The organism is Aquabacterium soli (assembly GCF_003933735.1).
Classification (GTDB): domain Bacteria; phylum Pseudomonadota; class Gammaproteobacteria; order Burkholderiales; family Burkholderiaceae_C; genus Aquabacterium; species Aquabacterium soli.
On the sequence record NZ_RSED01000002.1, the window covers coordinates 332,718 to 347,403 of the forward strand.

Below are 14,686 nucleotides of genomic sequence, written 5' to 3' on the forward strand. Positions count from 1 at the left end.
GCAACTTGCCAAAGTGCAGAAGTCCATCGCCCGGGAGCGCCCTGACCTGGTCAAGGCTTCGTGGGACATGACCGTGGTCGACGGCAAGCTTGCCGTCACCGGCAGCCTGAACGCCGCGGACAAGGAATGGCTGGCATCAAAGCTCAACGGAAACTTCGCCCTGAAGTCGGCAGTGAGCACCTACATGACGGCAGCCACCGACTATCTTGAGACAACCGAGAGCAACCCAAAGCACGGCGGCCAGAGCCCCATCACCGGGCAACTCGTGGACTACAACTTCAAGGATGTCAGAGGACAGTTCGAGGGCAAGATTGCCTTCAGGGAACTCATAGCCGCGACCTGGAAGAAGTACGACTTCGGCCCAGAAATCAAGGTTGACCCAGCCGACTATCGAGGCGGCGACAGCCTCGAAATGCTCGCCCTTCAGTTGGTGCCCTCAAAGAGCTAGCAGAGGGCGCTGTGATTGCAGAAGACGTCTGCAGCACCTCCCCCCTCTTGCAAGTTGAGCATCGATGTGACGCCAAGTCTGCTCGACTACGTACAGTCCGAATATCCAATAGGAATCGGATTCTTCTAGAAGTCTCCGCGCTTATTGCCTGCAAGTTCTACGGTGTCTAGCCAATAAGCCTGCCATCCTTTGGTCGAGACGCGGCTTTGGCCTCTTGCCTCTGCGTCACTCTCGCCGAACGCGACGTAGCTTCGTCATGAGCATCCGCAACGGAGCTCACATCGCAGACCTCTCGCAAAGCCACATTACACCGAAAGAAGCATCGCACCCAATGACAAGAAAGCGCGCAGGTAAGAATCAGACCGCAAAGGTCCAAACTCAATCTCACACAAAGCAGCAGAGGCCACAGCACCAGCCGCAAGAAGGAACAGTCCAGTCGCCTGGTTCCACGCAAGGTCGTAGTGCTGAGCAATCAGCCTACGAAGCTTCACAAGCAGACTCATCGCCATGCCTCCATTTCATATTGCAGTGGTCGGTTGTCGAGCGCATCCGCACGAAACCGCGCGCAAAGCGCATAGAGGAGTTTCTTAGAAATCATGAAGAGGCGCTTGAAACCTTCTTTGAGCCCATCATGGTTGGATTCGTGGTCACTTTGCTTATTCTTTGTATTGAGCATTGGCATGGTGGCGACGTTTCAACGAGCGACTTTGTTCTCAGCCTCCTGTTGAAGGTAAAGCCATACGTCGTTTCGACCGGACTTATGATTGCTGCGTTATGCGCCTGCCTGACTGGATGGCCACCGATAAGGTGCTTAGCGAAGATGATTGCGATTCCGGTCCTCAGCTTCTCTCACCACGTGATGCTTGTTGCTGCAGGTGCCTTGCCACTTCTGCTTTCCGACGCCAGCGCTGGTGAGAGCATGTGGCCTGTCTTTGGGATGGTTCTGAGTGCACTGTTCATCCTGCTGGTGGGCGGTGCAGAGCTTCAGGCTGCTATTTACTTCCTTGGGAAACCCGAGCCCAGGCCTGGAAAGGACCGGGCATTCCGAATCCTCATAGGCATATTGGGGCTCATCGCCCTGCTGTATGTGACGCTGAAGTAGACAGCTGGGCCGACGACGAACAACAAAGGCAGCTAAGCCATTGTTGCCGCCAAAGGGTGGCGCAAGAGCCACGCCAGCAAGGTCTTTGACAAGGCATGTGACCTAGCCGAGAGCCTCAAAAGCGCTGCAGCCTACTAGTGTTGAACCTAACAAATCAAATCTGGGAAGAACTTTGAATCACGTTTACTCTTGCATCCACGCTGTTGGCCAGGGAATCTTCGCCAGCGGCCTTATCTTGGACGATAGCATTCCGCCATTTTCTTGGGTCTACGGCCGCGGCTCATCAACTTGGCAATCCAAACACTGAAAAATTCATTAATTTAAGCGGTACCCGTCCGGCTTCCGACAAAACAGAGCATTGCTATTTCTTTACTCGGAGCCAAAATTATTTGGAAGCAAAATTTCCCCTTGAGATAGAAAAAGCGACACTGAGGGTGAGGCCTTTGGTTTGGCGGACTAACTTCCAACGAAAAAAGAGCGGCACTGCCGCTCTATTTACTTGCGGGCTGCACGCCCAAGCCCTGATGCCCCGCCTCCTTATACAACCGGATTAAGGCATAGGCGAATAAAGTATAAACCATGCTTAATTTGACAGCTTTCCGGGCCCCTGATCGATGAATAATTGGTAGGCCATGTTGGACTTGAACCAACGACCAAAGGATTATGAGTCCTCTGCTCTAACCAACTGAGCTAATGGCCCCCTGAACACAGCCCGCCATTCTAAGGCCCCTCACAGCGCCGCCAGCACGCCCCCGGCCACCCAGGCTTCGCACACGCGCAACACCTCGGCCAAGGTGCCGTCGGCACGGCCGGCGTGAGCCAGCCCCACCCGCCGCCTGGCAGCCTGCAGCTCGGGCACATCCACCCGCACCACCACGTCATCACGCCGGCGCGCCAAATGCAGCGGTGCAATCGTCACGCCAACCCCGGCGGCCACCAGCCCCAGCGCCCATTCCTCGCTGCGCACACGGGCCCGCACATCGGGCACCACCTGCAGCGCATCCATGCCCGCATGCCAGTGGGCGGCCAATTCGCAGTGCGTGCGCTCCACGAAGGCCACGCCATGCAGATCCTGCAAGGCCACCGCCTCGCGGATGGCCAACGGGTGATCGGGCGGCACCACCAGCGCGTACTGCTCATCCCACAGCGGCACGAAGGCATGGCCCGAGGGCACGCAGGTGTCGGCCACCAGTTCGGCATCGACGGGCTCTCCCAACGCACCAGCCCCGCCCGCATCCTCGCTGTGCACGGACACCTGCAGCTGCGCCAGCTCGCGCCGCAGATGGCGCAACAGGCGCCCCACGTGCTCGATGTTCATCGATGGGTGCACGCGCAGGCTCAGCCGCGGATGGCTGGCCGCATCCTGGAAGGTCTCCACCAGCGCCTCGGCATCGGCCAGCAGTTTGCCGCCCAGGCGGTACAGGCGCTGCGCCGCCGCGGTGGGCAGCAGGCCACGCTGCTGGCGCGTGAACAGCTGAGCGCCCAGTTCTTCTTCCAGCTGGGCGATGGCGTTGGAGATCACCGGCTGCGTGACATGGCACTGCCGCGCCGCGCCCACGGTGGTGCGCACCTCGTAGGCGGCGCAGAAGTAACGCAGGTTGCGCAGGTTCATCTATTGGTCAGTTCCTCAACTCAGGGAAATGCGGCAGGGACTTGAGCACGTTCTCGTCATGTGCCGGCACCACGGTGATGCCGGGGTGGCGCTTCATCAACTGATGGATGTGCACGATGGCAGCCTGGTTGGCAGCGGGGTCATGGTCCAGCGGCAGGATGCGGCGCAGCAGCCATGATCGATCGGCCGGCTTGTGGAAGCCCTCGATCGCCCAGGTCACATCACCCGTGAACAGGTAGCACTGGCCGGAAGGCAGGCTCAGCAGCATGCCCACCTGCCCCGCCGTGTGGCCGCCCAGCGGCAGCAGCAGCACGCTGCCATCGCCGAACACATCGTGGCTGTGCGCGAAGCCCAGCACAGGCGGGCCTTCGAAGCGCAACTCGCGCCAGTGCTTCACGCCGTCGAACTGGCTGCGCAGGAAGGCGGGCGCATGGGCATGCCCTGCCTCTTCACGCTCAGCGGGCGTGGCCCACACCTCGGCGTCCGGAAAATCCGGCAGGCCGCTGATGTGGTCCCAGTGCATGTGCGAAGGCACGATCATCTTGATGTCCTTGAGCGGCCAACCCTGGCGCTGCAATTGATCCGCCACCGGCAGCCTGCCGCCGCGCTCGTAAGCGAACACCTGGCGGTGGAACAGGTTGTTGCCGGCGAACTGCGCATCCACCTGGCGGCCCAGGCCGGTGTCGAACAGCAACTGCCCCTTGGGGTGGCGCACCAGCACGGCCACCTGCACGGGCCGGCGGTGCACCCACCAGCGGCCACCGGCCACGATCAGGGCCTCGGCCGCGCCATTGGATTGCGAGGTCTGCAAGGTGGTGAAGGCCAGGCCCTGCGGCGGCTGTGCAGCGGGGAAGGTGGCCAAGCCGGCGAGCTCGGGGCCTACCGGCAGCTTGTGATCCCCGGCGCTGATCAGGCCACAGCCCAGCGCCAGCAGCAAGATCAGGCCCAGCACGGCCCAGCCTGCGCGTTTCCACAGCAAGTGTGGGGGCCTAAGGGATGTGGTCTTGGTCATCGATGCGCCTTGGATGTTGTAGAGAGCGCCTCACGATAGGCAAACCACATCGATAAGTAAAATCGTATTTTCTTGCTATATTTTATAGAAATACCTATACCAAGAACAAGCCAGTGCCATGCCAGGGCGGAGAACCCGTGAAAAGCTTATTTCTGGCTAAGCACGTTGCTGACCAGACGGGACGTGACGTCCACGATCTCGATCATGCGGTCGTAGGCCATGCGGGTGGGGCCGATCACGCCCAGCGTGCCGACCACCTGGCCGTTGATTTGGTAAGGCGCCGACACGACGGACAGCTCCTCGTAGGGCACCACCTGGCTTTCGCCGCCGATGTAGATCTGCACGCCCTCGGCGCGGCTGGAGCCGTCGAGCAGGCGCATCAGCTGGGTCTTCTGCTCGAACAGGTCGAACAGGCGGCGCAGCGACCCCAGGTCATTGCTGAAATCCTGCACCTGCAGCAGGTTGCGCTCGCCGGACACCACCACCTGGTCGGTGTTCTCGTCCATGGCCTCGCTGCCGGCCTGCACGGCCGCGCTCATCAGCGAAGCGATGTCGGCGCGCAGGGCGTCGACCTCCTGCCGCAGACGCTCGCGCATCTGCTCGATGGTCAGGCCCGAGTAATGGGTGTTGAGGATGTTGCTGGCCTCGACCAGCTGGCTCTGGTTGACATCCTGCGCGGTGAAGATGACGCGGTTCTGCACATCGCCATCGGGCGAGACCAGGATGACCAGCACGCGGCGCTCGCCCAGCCGCAAGAACTCGACATGGCGGAAGGCGCTGGCCTTGCGCGGCGACGTGACCACGCCGACGAACTGCGACAGGCTGGACAGCATCTGCGCCGCGTTGGTGATCACGCGCTGGGGCTGGTCGGGCTGCAGTTGCTGGTGGCTGCCCGATGACAGGTCATCGAACTGGCGGCCGCGCGAGGCCGTGAGCATGGTGTCCACGAACAGCCGGTAGCCGCGCGGCGTGGGCACCCGGCCCGCCGAGGTGTGCGGGCTGACGATCAGGCCCAGCTCTTCCAGGTCGGCCATCACGTTGCGGATGGTGGCGGCAGACAGGTCCAGGCCCGAGGCACGTGAGAGGGTGCGCGACCCCACGGGCTGCCCGTCGGCGATGTATCGCTCGACCAGGGTTTTCAGGAGAAGTTTGGCGCGGTCTTCCAGCATGTCGTTTCATTCTAGAGCGTCGCCGTGCCGTCATGGCCCTGTGGTGTAATTCCAGACATGCCCCAATTGCCCTGCCGCTTCCGTCATGCCGCCCTGGTGGGCAAGTACCACGCACGCGGCATCCGGCCTGTTCTGGAAGATGTCGCCCACCTGCTGGTGCGCGCCGGGCTGGATGTCTCGCTGGAGCTTGAAACCGCGCAGAACACGGGTATGACCGACTACCCCGCCCTGTCGGTGCAGGACATCGGCAAGCAGTGCGATGTGGCCGTGGTGCTGGGCGGCGACGGCACCATGCTGGCCACCGCGCGCGAGCTGGCGCCTTTTGACATCCCGCTGATCGGCATCAACCAGGGCCGCCTGGGCTTCATCACCGACATCCAGCACAAGGAAATGGCGACCGCGCTGCCCTTGATGCTCAGCGGCCAGTACGAGGAAGAAAAGCGCGCCATGCTGGCCGGCGCCGTGCTGCGCCCCAACCGCGATGGCGGCGTCGATACCATCTACGAGGGCTTCGCCATCAACGAGGTGGTGGTAAGCCGTGGTGCCACCGCCAGCATGGTGGAGCTGCGCGCCGAGGTCGATGGCCAGTTCGTGGCCAACTACCGCGCAGACGGCCTGATCGTGGCCTCGCCCACCGGCTCGACCGCGTATTCGCTGTCGGCCGGCGGCCCCATCATGCACCCCGGCCTGGGCGGCTGGGTGGTGGTGCCGATCGCCTCGCACACGCTGTCGAACCGGCCCATCGTGGTGCCCGATTCAGGCACCATCACCATCGAGATCGTGGCGGCCAAGGACGCGAGCATGAACTTCGACATGCAGAGCCTGGCCAGCCTGCTGCCCGGCGACCGCGTGACGGTGCGCCGCTCGGCCCACCGGGTGCGCTTCCTGCACCCCAAGGGCTGGAACTATTACGCCACCTTGCGCCGCAAGCTGCGCTGGAACGAAGGAGTGAGTTGATGCTGCGCCGCCTGACCTTGCGGGATTTCGTGATCGTCACGTCCCTGGAAGTTGATCTGGGCGCCGGCTTCACGGCCCTGACCGGCGAGACCGGCGCGGGCAAGTCCATCCTGATCGATGCCCTGCAACTGGCCCTGGGCAGCCGCAGCGATGCGGGCGTGGTGCGCGAAGGCGCGGCCCGTGCCGACATCACCGCCGAGTTCGAGCCCTCCAGCGTGCTGATCGCGCGCCTGGCCCCGTGGCTGGAAGAAGCCGGCTTCGACGCCATCGACGACGAACAACCAGCCCTGCTGCTGCGCCGCGTGGTCGACGCACAAGGCAAGAGCCGCGCGTGGATCAACGGCAGCCCCGCCACCGTGGCCCAGCTGCGTGAACTGGGCGAGCACCTGGTCGACATCCACGGCCAGCACGCCTGGCAGAGCCTGACCCGCGCCGACTCGGTGCGCGCCCTGGTGGATGCCCAGGCCGGTGTGGACACCGCCGCGCTGCAGGCCGCCTGGAGCACCCGACGCGAGGCCCAGCGCCGCCTGGATGAGGCCAAGGCCCGCCAGGCCAGCCTGGACAGCGAACGCGAGCGCCTGCAATGGCAGATCACCGAGCTGGACAAGCTCAACCCCGGTGCCGACGAGTGGCCCGAGCTGAACGCCGAACACCAGCGCCTGGCGCACGGCCAGGCCATCCTGGACGCGGCCCAGCTGGCCTTGAATGCGGTGTCTGAAGCCGATGACAGCGCCGACAGCCTGACCTCTCGCGCCATCCACGCGCTGGAAGACGTGGCCGGCGTGGAGCAGAACCTGGCCGATGCGCTGGAGGTGCTGCGCGGTGCCCAGGCCCAGTTGCAGGACGCCGCCCACAGCCTGAACGCCGCGCTGCGCCACACCGAGCTGGACCCTGATCGCCTGGGCGAACTGGACACCCGCCTGTCCACCTGGATGGGCCTGGCGCGGCGCTTCCGCAAAACCGCCGATGAACTGCCCGGCACCCTGCTGGCCTGGAAGGCCGAGCTGGCCGAACTGGACGCCGCGGCCGACATCGACGGCCTGGCCCGCGAAGCCGACAAGGCGCATGCGGCCTGGCTGAAGGTGGCGCAGGGCGTGTCGCGCCAGCGTGCCAAGGCCGCGCCGCAGCTGGCGGCCAGCGTCACCCAGGCCATGCAGGCCCTGGGCATGGCCGGTGGCCGCTTCGAGGTGGCCCTCACGGCACAGCCCGAGCCCCAGGCCTATGGCCTTGAGTCGGCCGAATTTTTGGTGGCCGGCCACGCCGGCAGCACACCGCGGCCGCTGGGCAAGGTGGCCTCGGGTGGCGAGCTGTCGCGCCTGGCCCTGGCCATTGCCGTGACCACCTCGCAGCAGGCCGGCCTTGATGAGCAGGTCGATACATTGATCTTCGACGAGATCGATTCCGGCGTGGGCGGCCAGGTGGCCGACACCGTGGGCCGCCTGATGCAGCAACTGGGCGAAGGCCGCCAGGTGCTGGCCGTGACCCACCTGGCGCAAGTGGCCGCCAGCGCCCACCACCACCTGGTGGTGAGCAAGGCGCTGCAAGGCAAGCAGACCACCAGCGACATCCGGCCCGTGGACGGCGACACGCGCGTGCAGGAAGTGGCCCGCATGCTGGGCGGCAGCATCACCGACACCAGCCGCGCGCATGCACAGGCCATGCTGGCGCAAGCGCATGAGGCCGCAGCGAAGGTCCAGGCCGCTGCCACGCCCGCAGGCAAAGGCGGCAAGCCTCGGAAAGCGGCATGAGCGCCGTCCGGCCGCCCGAAGGCGCTCGCGCCACAGCTTGCCAGGCGGAGGCCCGTCCATGAGCGCCGCGCTCGACATCATCGTGCTGACCGGCATGTCCGGCTCGGGCAAGTCTGTGGCGCTCAATGCGCTGGAGGACGCCGGCTACTACTGCGTGGACAACCTGCCGCCGGAGCTGCTGACGCAGCTGCTCACCCTGGAGCGCCAGCGCGCCAGCGAAGACGAAGGACGCACCCGCCGCCTGGCCGTGGCCGTGGACGCGCGCAGCGCCAAGTCCCTGCCCTACCTGTTGCCTGTGCTGGACAACCTGCGCACCGAAGGCACCGTGGTGCGCCCCTTGTTCCTGGACGCCAGCAACGAGGCGCTGCTGCGGCGCTTCTCTGAAACGCGCCGCCCTCACCCGCTGGCCTCGCTGCGGGATGCCAGCGCCGACACCGCCGCCATGCCGCTGGACGACGACTCGGCCCAGGCCCTGCTGGACACCATCGAACTGGAACGCGAGCTGCTGGAGCCGCTGCGCGAGCGCTCCGCCATCATCGACACCACCTTGCTTCGGCCGGCACAACTGCGCATGTGGGTGCGCCACACCGTGCAGGCCCTGCCTTCAAGGCTGACCCTGGTGTTCCAGTCTTTCGCGTACAAGAACGGCGTGCCGCTGGATGCGGACTTCGTGTTCGATTCGCGCATGCTGCCCAACCCGCACTACATCAAGGAGCTCAAGCCCTTGACGGGGCGCGACCAGCCGGTGATCGACTACCTGCGCGAGCAGCCCGAGGCCGGCGAGCTGATCGCCCAGATCGAGGCCTTCCTGCTGCGCTGGCTGCCCGCGCTGGAAAACGACCAGCGCAGCTACGTGACCGTGGCCATCGGCTGCACCGGCGGGCAGCACCGCTCGGTGTACTGCGTGGAGCAGCTCACCCAGCGCTTCGCGGGCCGCAACGTGGTGCTGGCCCGCCACCGCGAGCAGGACGGGCGCTGAGCCCCCCCTGCCCGCGCCACCTGCGCATCAACGCGCCGCAGCTTCGCGCAACGCCTTCTTGAGCTGCTCGCCGATCTCCGGCTTGCCCACGAAGGGGTCCGTCGGGTTGCGCACCTGCACCACGTCTTCCAGGCGCGTCTGCACCATGGCCAGGGCCTGCGGGTGGGTGTACAGGTAGAACTGGCGGTCTTCCACGCCCTTGAACACCAGGTTGGCCACGTCGGTGGCCGTGAGCCTGCCAGACGTGACCGCCTTGCTGCTCATCACCTGCGCGATCATCTGGCTGGCGGTGGGTTGGGCATCGCTGCGCAGCTCTTCAGGGCGGTTGCGGTGCGACTGGTGGATGCCGGTGGGCACGAAGTACGGGCACAGCACCGAGGCGCTGACCTGCTCGGTCACCAGGGCCAGGTCCTGGTAGAGCGTTTCGCTCAGGCTGACCACGGCGTGCTTGCTCACGTTGTAGGCGCCCATGTTGGGCGCGTTGAGCAGGCCGGCCATCGAGGCCACGTTGACGATGTGGCCCGTCCATGACGGATCCTTGCGCGCGGCCTCCAGCATCAGCGGCGTGAAGATGCGCACGCCGTGGATCACGCCGAACAGGTTCACGCCCAGCACCCATTCCCAATCACGCTGGGTGTGCTCCCAGATCAGGCCGCCATGCGCCACGCCGGCGTTGTTGACCAGCAGGTGCGGCACGCCGAAGCGCTCCAGGCACAGGTCGGCCAGGGCCTGCACGTCTTCGGCACGCGAGACATCACCGCGCAGCGACACCACCTTGGCGCCGGTCTGGCTCAGTTCGGCCACGGCGGCTTCCAGTGCGTCGGCCTGCACATCGGTCAGGACCAGGTTCATGCCGCGCGAAGCGCCCAGGCGGGCCAGCTCCAGGCCGAAGCCGCTGCCAGCGCCGGTGATCACGGCCGTGCGGCCAGCTTTGAGTTCCAGTGTGGACATGGAATGCGTTCCTTCTCGTGAACAGTGGGTGGTCAGCTCAGCTTGACCAGTTGCTTGCCGAAGTTCTTGCCCTTGAGCAGGCCCAGGAAGGCCTCGGGGGCGCTGGCGATGCCATCGGCCACGGACTCGCGGAGCTTCATCTTGCCGCTGGCGACCATGCCGCCCAGCTCCTTCGTGGCATCGGGCCACACCTCGGGGTGCTCGCTCACGATGAAGCCTTCGATCTTCAGGCGCGACACCAGGATCATGGCCGGGTTGGCCAGCGGCAGCGACTGCCCGTCGTAGCCGGCGATCATCCCGCACACGGCGATGCGGCCGAAGGCGTTCATGCGCAGCATCACGGCGTCCAGGATCATGCCGCCCACGTTCTCGAAATAGCCGTCGATGCCCTTGGGCGTGGCCTCCTTCAAGGCGGCGTAGAAGCTCTTGGGGTCGTTGTGCTGCTTGTAGTCCACGCAGGCGTCGAAACCCAGCTCTTCCACCACGTAGCGGCACTTGTCGGCACCGCCGGCCACGCCCACCACGCGGCAGCCACGGGCCTTGGCCAGCTGGCCGACCACGCTGCCCACGGCACCGCTGGCGGCGCTGACCACCACGGTCTCGCCTTCCTTCGGGTTGATGATCTTGACCAGGCCATACCAGCCCGTGACACCCGGCATGCCCACCGAGCCCAGGTAGGCCGACAGCGGGATGTGGGTGGTGTCGACCTTGTGGATGGCGCCGCGCACGTTGGCATCGACCACCGAATACTCCTGCCAGCCGCCCATGCCCAGCACCTGGTCACCCACGGCGAACTTGGGGTGCTTGCTGGCGACGACCTCGCCCACGGTGCCGCCGATCATCACGCTGTTCAGCGGTTGTGGCTCGGCATAGCTGCGGCTGTCGTTCATGCGGCCGCGCATGTACGGGTCGAGCGAGAGGAAGTGGTGGCGCACCACCACCTGGCCATCGGCCAGCTCGGCCTGCGAAGGCACGGGCACCTCGACCAGCTTAAAGTTGTCGGTGGTGGCCTCGCCTTGGGGGCGAGAGACCAATTGGATCTGGCGGTTGATCTGGCTCATGGGGTGTTCTCCTAAGCGATGGGTTGTTCGTTCGGCTTGATCCCTGATCAATCGGAGCCGGGGCCTTGCAGGATCGGCTTGGCCGCGGGGCGCGCCTCCTTGCCCGAGATGGGCAAGGCGCGCAGGAACTTGAAGGTGGCGGTGGCGTGGGCGCACAGCTCGCCGTCACCGCCGATGACGCGGCCTTCGCAGAAGGCCAGCTTGGCGGTGCTGTGCAGGATGCTGCCGTGGGCGGTGAGCAGGCCCAGGCCGGGACGCATGAAGCTGGTCTTCATCTCCAGCGTGACCAGGCCCGGCCCGCCATCGGGCAGGTGGCGGTGGATGCTGCGCGCCGCGTGCGCCATGACCACATCGAGCAGGGTCATCAGCACACCGCCGTGGGCCACGCCGAAGGAATTGGTGTGCGCGTCCTCGCGCAGCTGCAGGGTCAGCTCGGCCTGGCCACCTTCATAGCGCTGCAGCTCGGCGCCCAGCACGTTCACGAAGGGGATGTTGACGGCGAAGGGGATGGACATGGTGGTGTGCCTTGTCTCAGCGTGGTCAGCCGCCGGTGCAGGCGCTCACGCCGCCATCGACCGCCAGGATCTGGCCGGTGATGTGCTTGCCGGCGTCAGACGCCAGCAGCACGGTGGCGCCTTTCAGATCCTCGTCATCGCCCACGCGCAGCAGCGGTGCGTGCTTGGCGATGTTGTCTTCGCCCACAGCGCCCAGCAGGCCCGCAGTCATCTTGCTCGGAAAGAAGCCCGGCGCGATGGCGTTGACGTTGATGCCCAGTTGGCCCCACTCGCAGGCCAGCGCCCGCGTGAAGTTCACGACCGCCCCCTTGCTGGTGTTGTAGGCGATGGTCTGCATGAAGGGCGGGTTGCCGCCCAGGCCGGCGATGGAGGCGACGTTGATGATGCGGCCCTTCTTGCGCGCGATCATGCTGCGCTTGGCGATGGCCTGCGACAGCAGGAAGTAGCCCCGCACGTTGAGGTTCATCACCTTGTCCCAGGCCTCCAGCGGGTGGTCCTGCGCGGGGGCGCCCCAGGTGGCGCCGGCGTTGTTGACAAGGATGTCCACATCGCCCATGCGCTCCAGCGTTTCACCGACCAGGCGTTCGATGTCGGCGGGGTTGCCGGCGTCGGCCGCCACCCAGCGGGCATCGATGCCGGCGTCCTGCAGCGCCATCACGGCCTGCTCCAGATCGGCCGCCTTGCGCGAACTGATCACCACCTTGGCGCCAGCCTCGCCCAGGGCGTGGGCCATCTGCAGGCCCAGGCCACGCGAGCCACCGGTGACCAGGGCCACGCGGCCGGTCAGGTCGAACAGTTGCTGAACCTTGCGGGGGGTATTGCTCATCTCAAAAAGTCCTTGTCAAACGGTGTAGTCCAGCACGTGGCGGGTCGAGGCCATCTCGCGGATCTGCTTGACCACCTCCTGGTGGTGCGGGTGCGGCTGGTAGGCGTCGAGCGCCTCGGCATCCACGAAGGTGGACACCAGCACCACGTCGCAGTTGGCGTCGAGCCCTTCGGTCTTGATGCCGATGTCGAACTCATGGATGCCGGGCACCAGGGTCTTGCAGCTGTCCAGCAGGGCCTTGACCTTGGGCGCGTCTTCGGGGCGCTTGAGCGTCCACATCACGATGTGTCGGAGCATGTCGATTCCTTGGAGCGTGTGTTCAGAACCAGTCGGCCTGGGCCTTGGCGCAGGTCAGGTCGCGGCGCGAGACCACGCCCAGCCAGGCGTCGATCTTGGGCAGCTCGTAGGCGAAGAAGTAGTCAGCGGCGGCCAGCTTGCCTTGCAGGAAGCCGGGGCCTTCAGGGCGCTGGTCCCACTCGCCTTCGGCTTGGGCAGCCTTGGCGGCCAGCGCCAGCTCCAGCCAGATCCACGCCAGCACGGTGTGGCCGAAGGCCTGCAGGTAAGGCGTGGCGTTGGCCAGGGCTTCTTCGGGCACGCCGGTGGACCAGGCGGCCTTGGTGGTGGCGCCCACCTTCTGCAGGGCCTGCGCCAGCGCGGTGCCATGCTCGGCCAGGCCCGGCACGTGGCCCGCCTTCTGGATGGTCTGGCTGATGCGCTCGGCCAGCACGCTCAGGGCCTTGCCGCCGTTCATCACCACCTTGCGGCCCAGCAGGTCCAGGCCCTGGATGCCGTGCGTGCCTTCGTGGATCATGTTCAGGCGGTTGTCGCGCCAGTACTGCTCCACCGGGAAATCGCGCGTGTAGCCGTAGCCGCCCAGGATCTGGATGGCCTGGCTGTTGGCCTCCTGCGCCCATTCGCTGGGCCAGCTCTTGGCAATCGGGGTGAGCAGCTCCAGCAACAGGCGGGCGTTCTCGCCCTGTTCACTGGAGCCGGTCAGCTCGTCATCGACCAGTTGCGAGCACAGCAGGCCCAGGGCCAGGCCGCCTTCGACCACGGCCTTCTGCATCAGCAGCATGCGCTTGACATCGGTGTGCTCGATGATGGGGATCTGCGGCGCGCTGTGGTCCTTGCCGCCGGCGCCCATGTGGCGGCCTTGCGGGCGTTCTTTCGCGTAGTTCAGCGAGGCCTCGTAGCCGGCGTAGCCCAGCATGGTCGCGCCCAGGCCCACGCCGATGCGCGCTTCATTCATCAGCGTGAACATGCACTTGAGGCCCTCGCCCTGCTTGCCGATCAGGTAGCCCACGGCGCCGGGCTGGCCGTTCACCGGGAACTTGCCCTCGCCGAAATTCAGCAGCGTGTTGACGGTGCCGCGGTAGCCCAGCTTGTGGTTCAGGCCCGCCAGTGCCACGTCGTTGCGCTGATCGCTGATGCTGCCATCGGCCTTGACCAGCTTGCGCGGCACGATGAACAGCGAGATGCCCTTCACGCCCGGCACGGGCTTGCCGTCCTCACCGGGGATCTTGGCCAGCACCAGGTGCACGATGTTCTCGCCCATCTCGTGCTCGCCGCCCGAGATCCACATCTTGTTGCCCTTGAGGCGGTAGCGNCCCATCTCGTGCTCGCCGCCCGAGATCCACATCTTGTTGCCCTTGAGGCGGTAGCGCTGGCCCAGCGGGTCCTGCGCCCAGTCGGTGCCGCTGCCATCGCCGTTCACATCGGGCACGGCGCGCGTGTTGATGTCCGACAGGCTGGAGCCAGCCTGCGGCTCGCTCAGGCACATGGTGCCGAAAGTGCGGCCCTCCAGGCCCGGCTTGGCGAAGGTTTCGATCTGCGTTGGGGTGCCGTGCGCCACGATGGTGTTGGCGTTGCCGCGCGTGAGCATCGGGTAGGCCGCCAGGCCCACGCTGGCCTTGTAGAAAAAGCTCATCGAGGCGATCTCGACGACCGTGGGCAGCTGCATGCCCCCCAGCTCCACATCCTTGCTGGCGCCCACCAGGCCGGCCTCGCCAAAGGCTTTCAAGGCCACGGGCGTCTCGGCTGGGAGCTTGACGGCCACGCCGTCGAACTCGGGCTCATGGATGTCGATCAGGCGGTTAAGGGGCGCGAACTGCTCGTTGGCCAGCTTCTCGCTCAAGTCGAGCACGGCATCAAAAGTTTCGCGGCTGTGGTCGGTGTGGCGCTCGCGGTCGCACAGGGCATCGGCGTGCAGCCAGTCGTGCAGCAGGAAGTCGATGGTGGCGCGGTGGGTCATGGTGTGGCGCATCGTGCGCCCAGCACCGTTCCGTTGTACGGAACAGCCTGGGCGG

At 65.6% G+C, this 14,686-nt stretch carries 14 protein-coding genes and 1 tRNA gene; 5 read left to right on the forward strand and 10 right to left on the reverse strand.

What is annotated here, in order from left to right; genetic code table 11:
* Positions 1 to 13: 13 nt before the first annotated feature.
* Both EIP75_RS03735 and EIP75_RS03740 read left to right on the forward strand, forming a co-directional pair.
* On the forward strand, positions 14 to 448 hold the full coding sequence (locus tag EIP75_RS03735; RefSeq protein ID WP_125241883.1) for a hypothetical protein: 435 nt from the start codon (positions 14 to 16) through the stop codon (positions 446 to 448).
* Between the two features lie 256 nt (positions 449 to 704).
* Positions 705 to 1,550, forward strand: coding sequence for a hypothetical protein (locus EIP75_RS03740; RefSeq protein WP_125241884.1), 846 nt, complete (start codon positions 705 to 707; stop codon positions 1,548 to 1,550).
* Between the two features lie 623 nt (positions 1,551 to 2,173).
* On the opposite strand, the gene EIP75_RS03745 is transcribed toward EIP75_RS03740, so the two are convergent.
* The 4 genes from EIP75_RS03745 to hrcA form a co-directional block, all read right to left on the reverse strand.
* Positions 2,174 to 2,250, reverse strand: a tRNA-Ile gene (locus tag EIP75_RS03745).
* A gap of 30 nt (positions 2,251 to 2,280) precedes the next feature.
* Positions 2,281 to 3,162, reverse strand: coding sequence for a LysR family transcriptional regulator (locus EIP75_RS03750; RefSeq protein WP_125241885.1), 882 nt, complete (start codon positions 3,160 to 3,162; stop codon positions 2,281 to 2,283).
* Between the two features lie 7 nt (positions 3,163 to 3,169).
* Positions 3,170 to 4,141 carry an MBL fold metallo-hydrolase gene (locus tag EIP75_RS03755; protein WP_158622734.1) on the reverse strand — a complete coding sequence of 324 codons (972 nt, stop codon included), beginning with the start codon at positions 4,139 to 4,141 and terminating at the stop codon, positions 3,170 to 3,172.
* 179 nt (positions 4,142 to 4,320) lie between these two features.
* Positions 4,321 to 5,343: a heat-inducible transcriptional repressor HrcA gene (hrcA, locus tag EIP75_RS03760; protein WP_125241887.1), complete on the reverse strand. Its 1,023-nt coding sequence runs from the start codon at positions 5,341 to 5,343 to the stop codon at positions 4,321 to 4,323.
* 66 nt (positions 5,344 to 5,409) lie between these two features.
* Here hrcA and EIP75_RS03765 point away from each other — a divergent pair, with 66 nt between their 5' ends.
* From EIP75_RS03765 to rapZ, 3 genes are read left to right on the forward strand one after another with little or no spacing between them, the layout of a single operon-like run.
* Positions 5,410 to 6,300 carry an NAD kinase gene (locus EIP75_RS03765; RefSeq protein WP_199758488.1) on the forward strand — a complete coding sequence of 297 codons (891 nt, stop codon included), beginning with the start codon at positions 5,410 to 5,412 and terminating at the stop codon, positions 6,298 to 6,300.
* On the forward strand, positions 6,300 to 8,048 hold the full coding sequence (gene recN, locus EIP75_RS03770; protein ID WP_199758480.1) for a DNA repair protein RecN: 1,749 nt from the start codon (positions 6,300 to 6,302) through the stop codon (positions 8,046 to 8,048). The genes EIP75_RS03765 and recN overlap by 1 nt, the downstream gene beginning before the upstream one ends.
* A gap of 58 nt (positions 8,049 to 8,106) precedes the next feature.
* On the forward strand, positions 8,107 to 9,027 hold the full coding sequence (gene rapZ, locus EIP75_RS03775) for an RNase adapter RapZ (RefSeq protein WP_125241890.1): 921 nt from the start codon (positions 8,107 to 8,109) through the stop codon (positions 9,025 to 9,027).
* A gap of 27 nt (positions 9,028 to 9,054) precedes the next feature.
* On the opposite strand, the gene EIP75_RS03780 is transcribed toward rapZ, so the two are convergent.
* The 6 genes from EIP75_RS03780 to EIP75_RS03805 are packed head-to-tail and all read right to left on the reverse strand — an operon-like array spanning position 9,055 to position 14,631.
* Complete coding sequence (locus EIP75_RS03780) at positions 9,055 to 9,978, reverse strand: SDR family oxidoreductase (RefSeq protein WP_125241891.1); 924 nt, start codon at positions 9,976 to 9,978, stop codon at positions 9,055 to 9,057.
* A gap of 32 nt (positions 9,979 to 10,010) precedes the next feature.
* Positions 10,011 to 11,039, reverse strand: a complete 1,029-nt coding sequence (locus EIP75_RS03785; protein WP_125241892.1) for an NADP-dependent oxidoreductase — start codon at positions 11,037 to 11,039, stop codon at positions 10,011 to 10,013.
* Between the two features lie 47 nt (positions 11,040 to 11,086).
* Positions 11,087 to 11,554, reverse strand: coding sequence for a PaaI family thioesterase (locus EIP75_RS03790; RefSeq protein ID WP_125241893.1), 468 nt, complete (start codon positions 11,552 to 11,554; stop codon positions 11,087 to 11,089).
* Between the two features lie 25 nt (positions 11,555 to 11,579).
* A complete protein-coding gene (locus tag EIP75_RS03795) occupies positions 11,580 to 12,380 on the reverse strand; it encodes an SDR family oxidoreductase (protein WP_125241894.1) in 801 nt (266 codons plus the stop codon).
* A gap of 15 nt (positions 12,381 to 12,395) precedes the next feature.
* A complete protein-coding gene (locus EIP75_RS03800; protein WP_125241895.1) occupies positions 12,396 to 12,677 on the reverse strand; it encodes a Dabb family protein in 282 nt (93 codons plus the stop codon).
* Between the two features lie 22 nt (positions 12,678 to 12,699).
* Positions 12,700 to 14,631, reverse strand: a complete 1,932-nt coding sequence (locus tag EIP75_RS03805) for an acyl-CoA dehydrogenase (protein WP_125241896.1) — start codon at positions 14,629 to 14,631, stop codon at positions 12,700 to 12,702.
* Positions 14,632 to 14,686: the final 55 nt, after the last annotated feature.

Coding starts and splice junctions, on each gene's coding strand:
- recN (WP_199758480.1), top strand. CDS start 6,300: ATGCTGCGCCGCCTGACCTTGCGGGATTTCGTGATCGTCACGTCCCTG.
- EIP75_RS03790 (WP_125241893.1), bottom strand. CDS start 11,554: ATGTCCATCCCCTTCGCCGTCAACATCCCCTTCGTGAACGTGCTGGGC.
- EIP75_RS03795 (WP_125241894.1), bottom strand. CDS start 12,380: ATGAGCAATACCCCCCGCAAGGTTCAGCAACTGTTCGACCTGACCGGC.
- hrcA (WP_125241887.1), bottom strand. CDS start 5,343: ATGCTGGAAGACCGCGCCAAACTTCTCCTGAAAACCCTGGTCGAGCGA.
- EIP75_RS03740 (WP_125241884.1), top strand. CDS start 705: ATGAGCATCCGCAACGGAGCTCACATCGCAGACCTCTCGCAAAGCCAC.
- EIP75_RS03750 (WP_125241885.1), bottom strand. CDS start 3,162: ATGAACCTGCGCAACCTGCGTTACTTCTGCGCCGCCTACGAGGTGCGC.
- EIP75_RS03800 (WP_125241895.1), bottom strand. CDS start 12,677: ATGCTCCGACACATCGTGATGTGGACGCTCAAGCGCCCCGAAGACGCG.
- rapZ (WP_125241890.1), top strand. CDS start 8,107: ATGAGCGCCGCGCTCGACATCATCGTGCTGACCGGCATGTCCGGCTCG.
- EIP75_RS03785 (WP_125241892.1), bottom strand. CDS start 11,039: ATGAGCCAGATCAACCGCCAGATCCAATTGGTCTCTCGCCCCCAAGGC.
- EIP75_RS03780 (WP_125241891.1), bottom strand. CDS start 9,978: ATGTCCACACTGGAACTCAAAGCTGGCCGCACGGCCGTGATCACCGGC.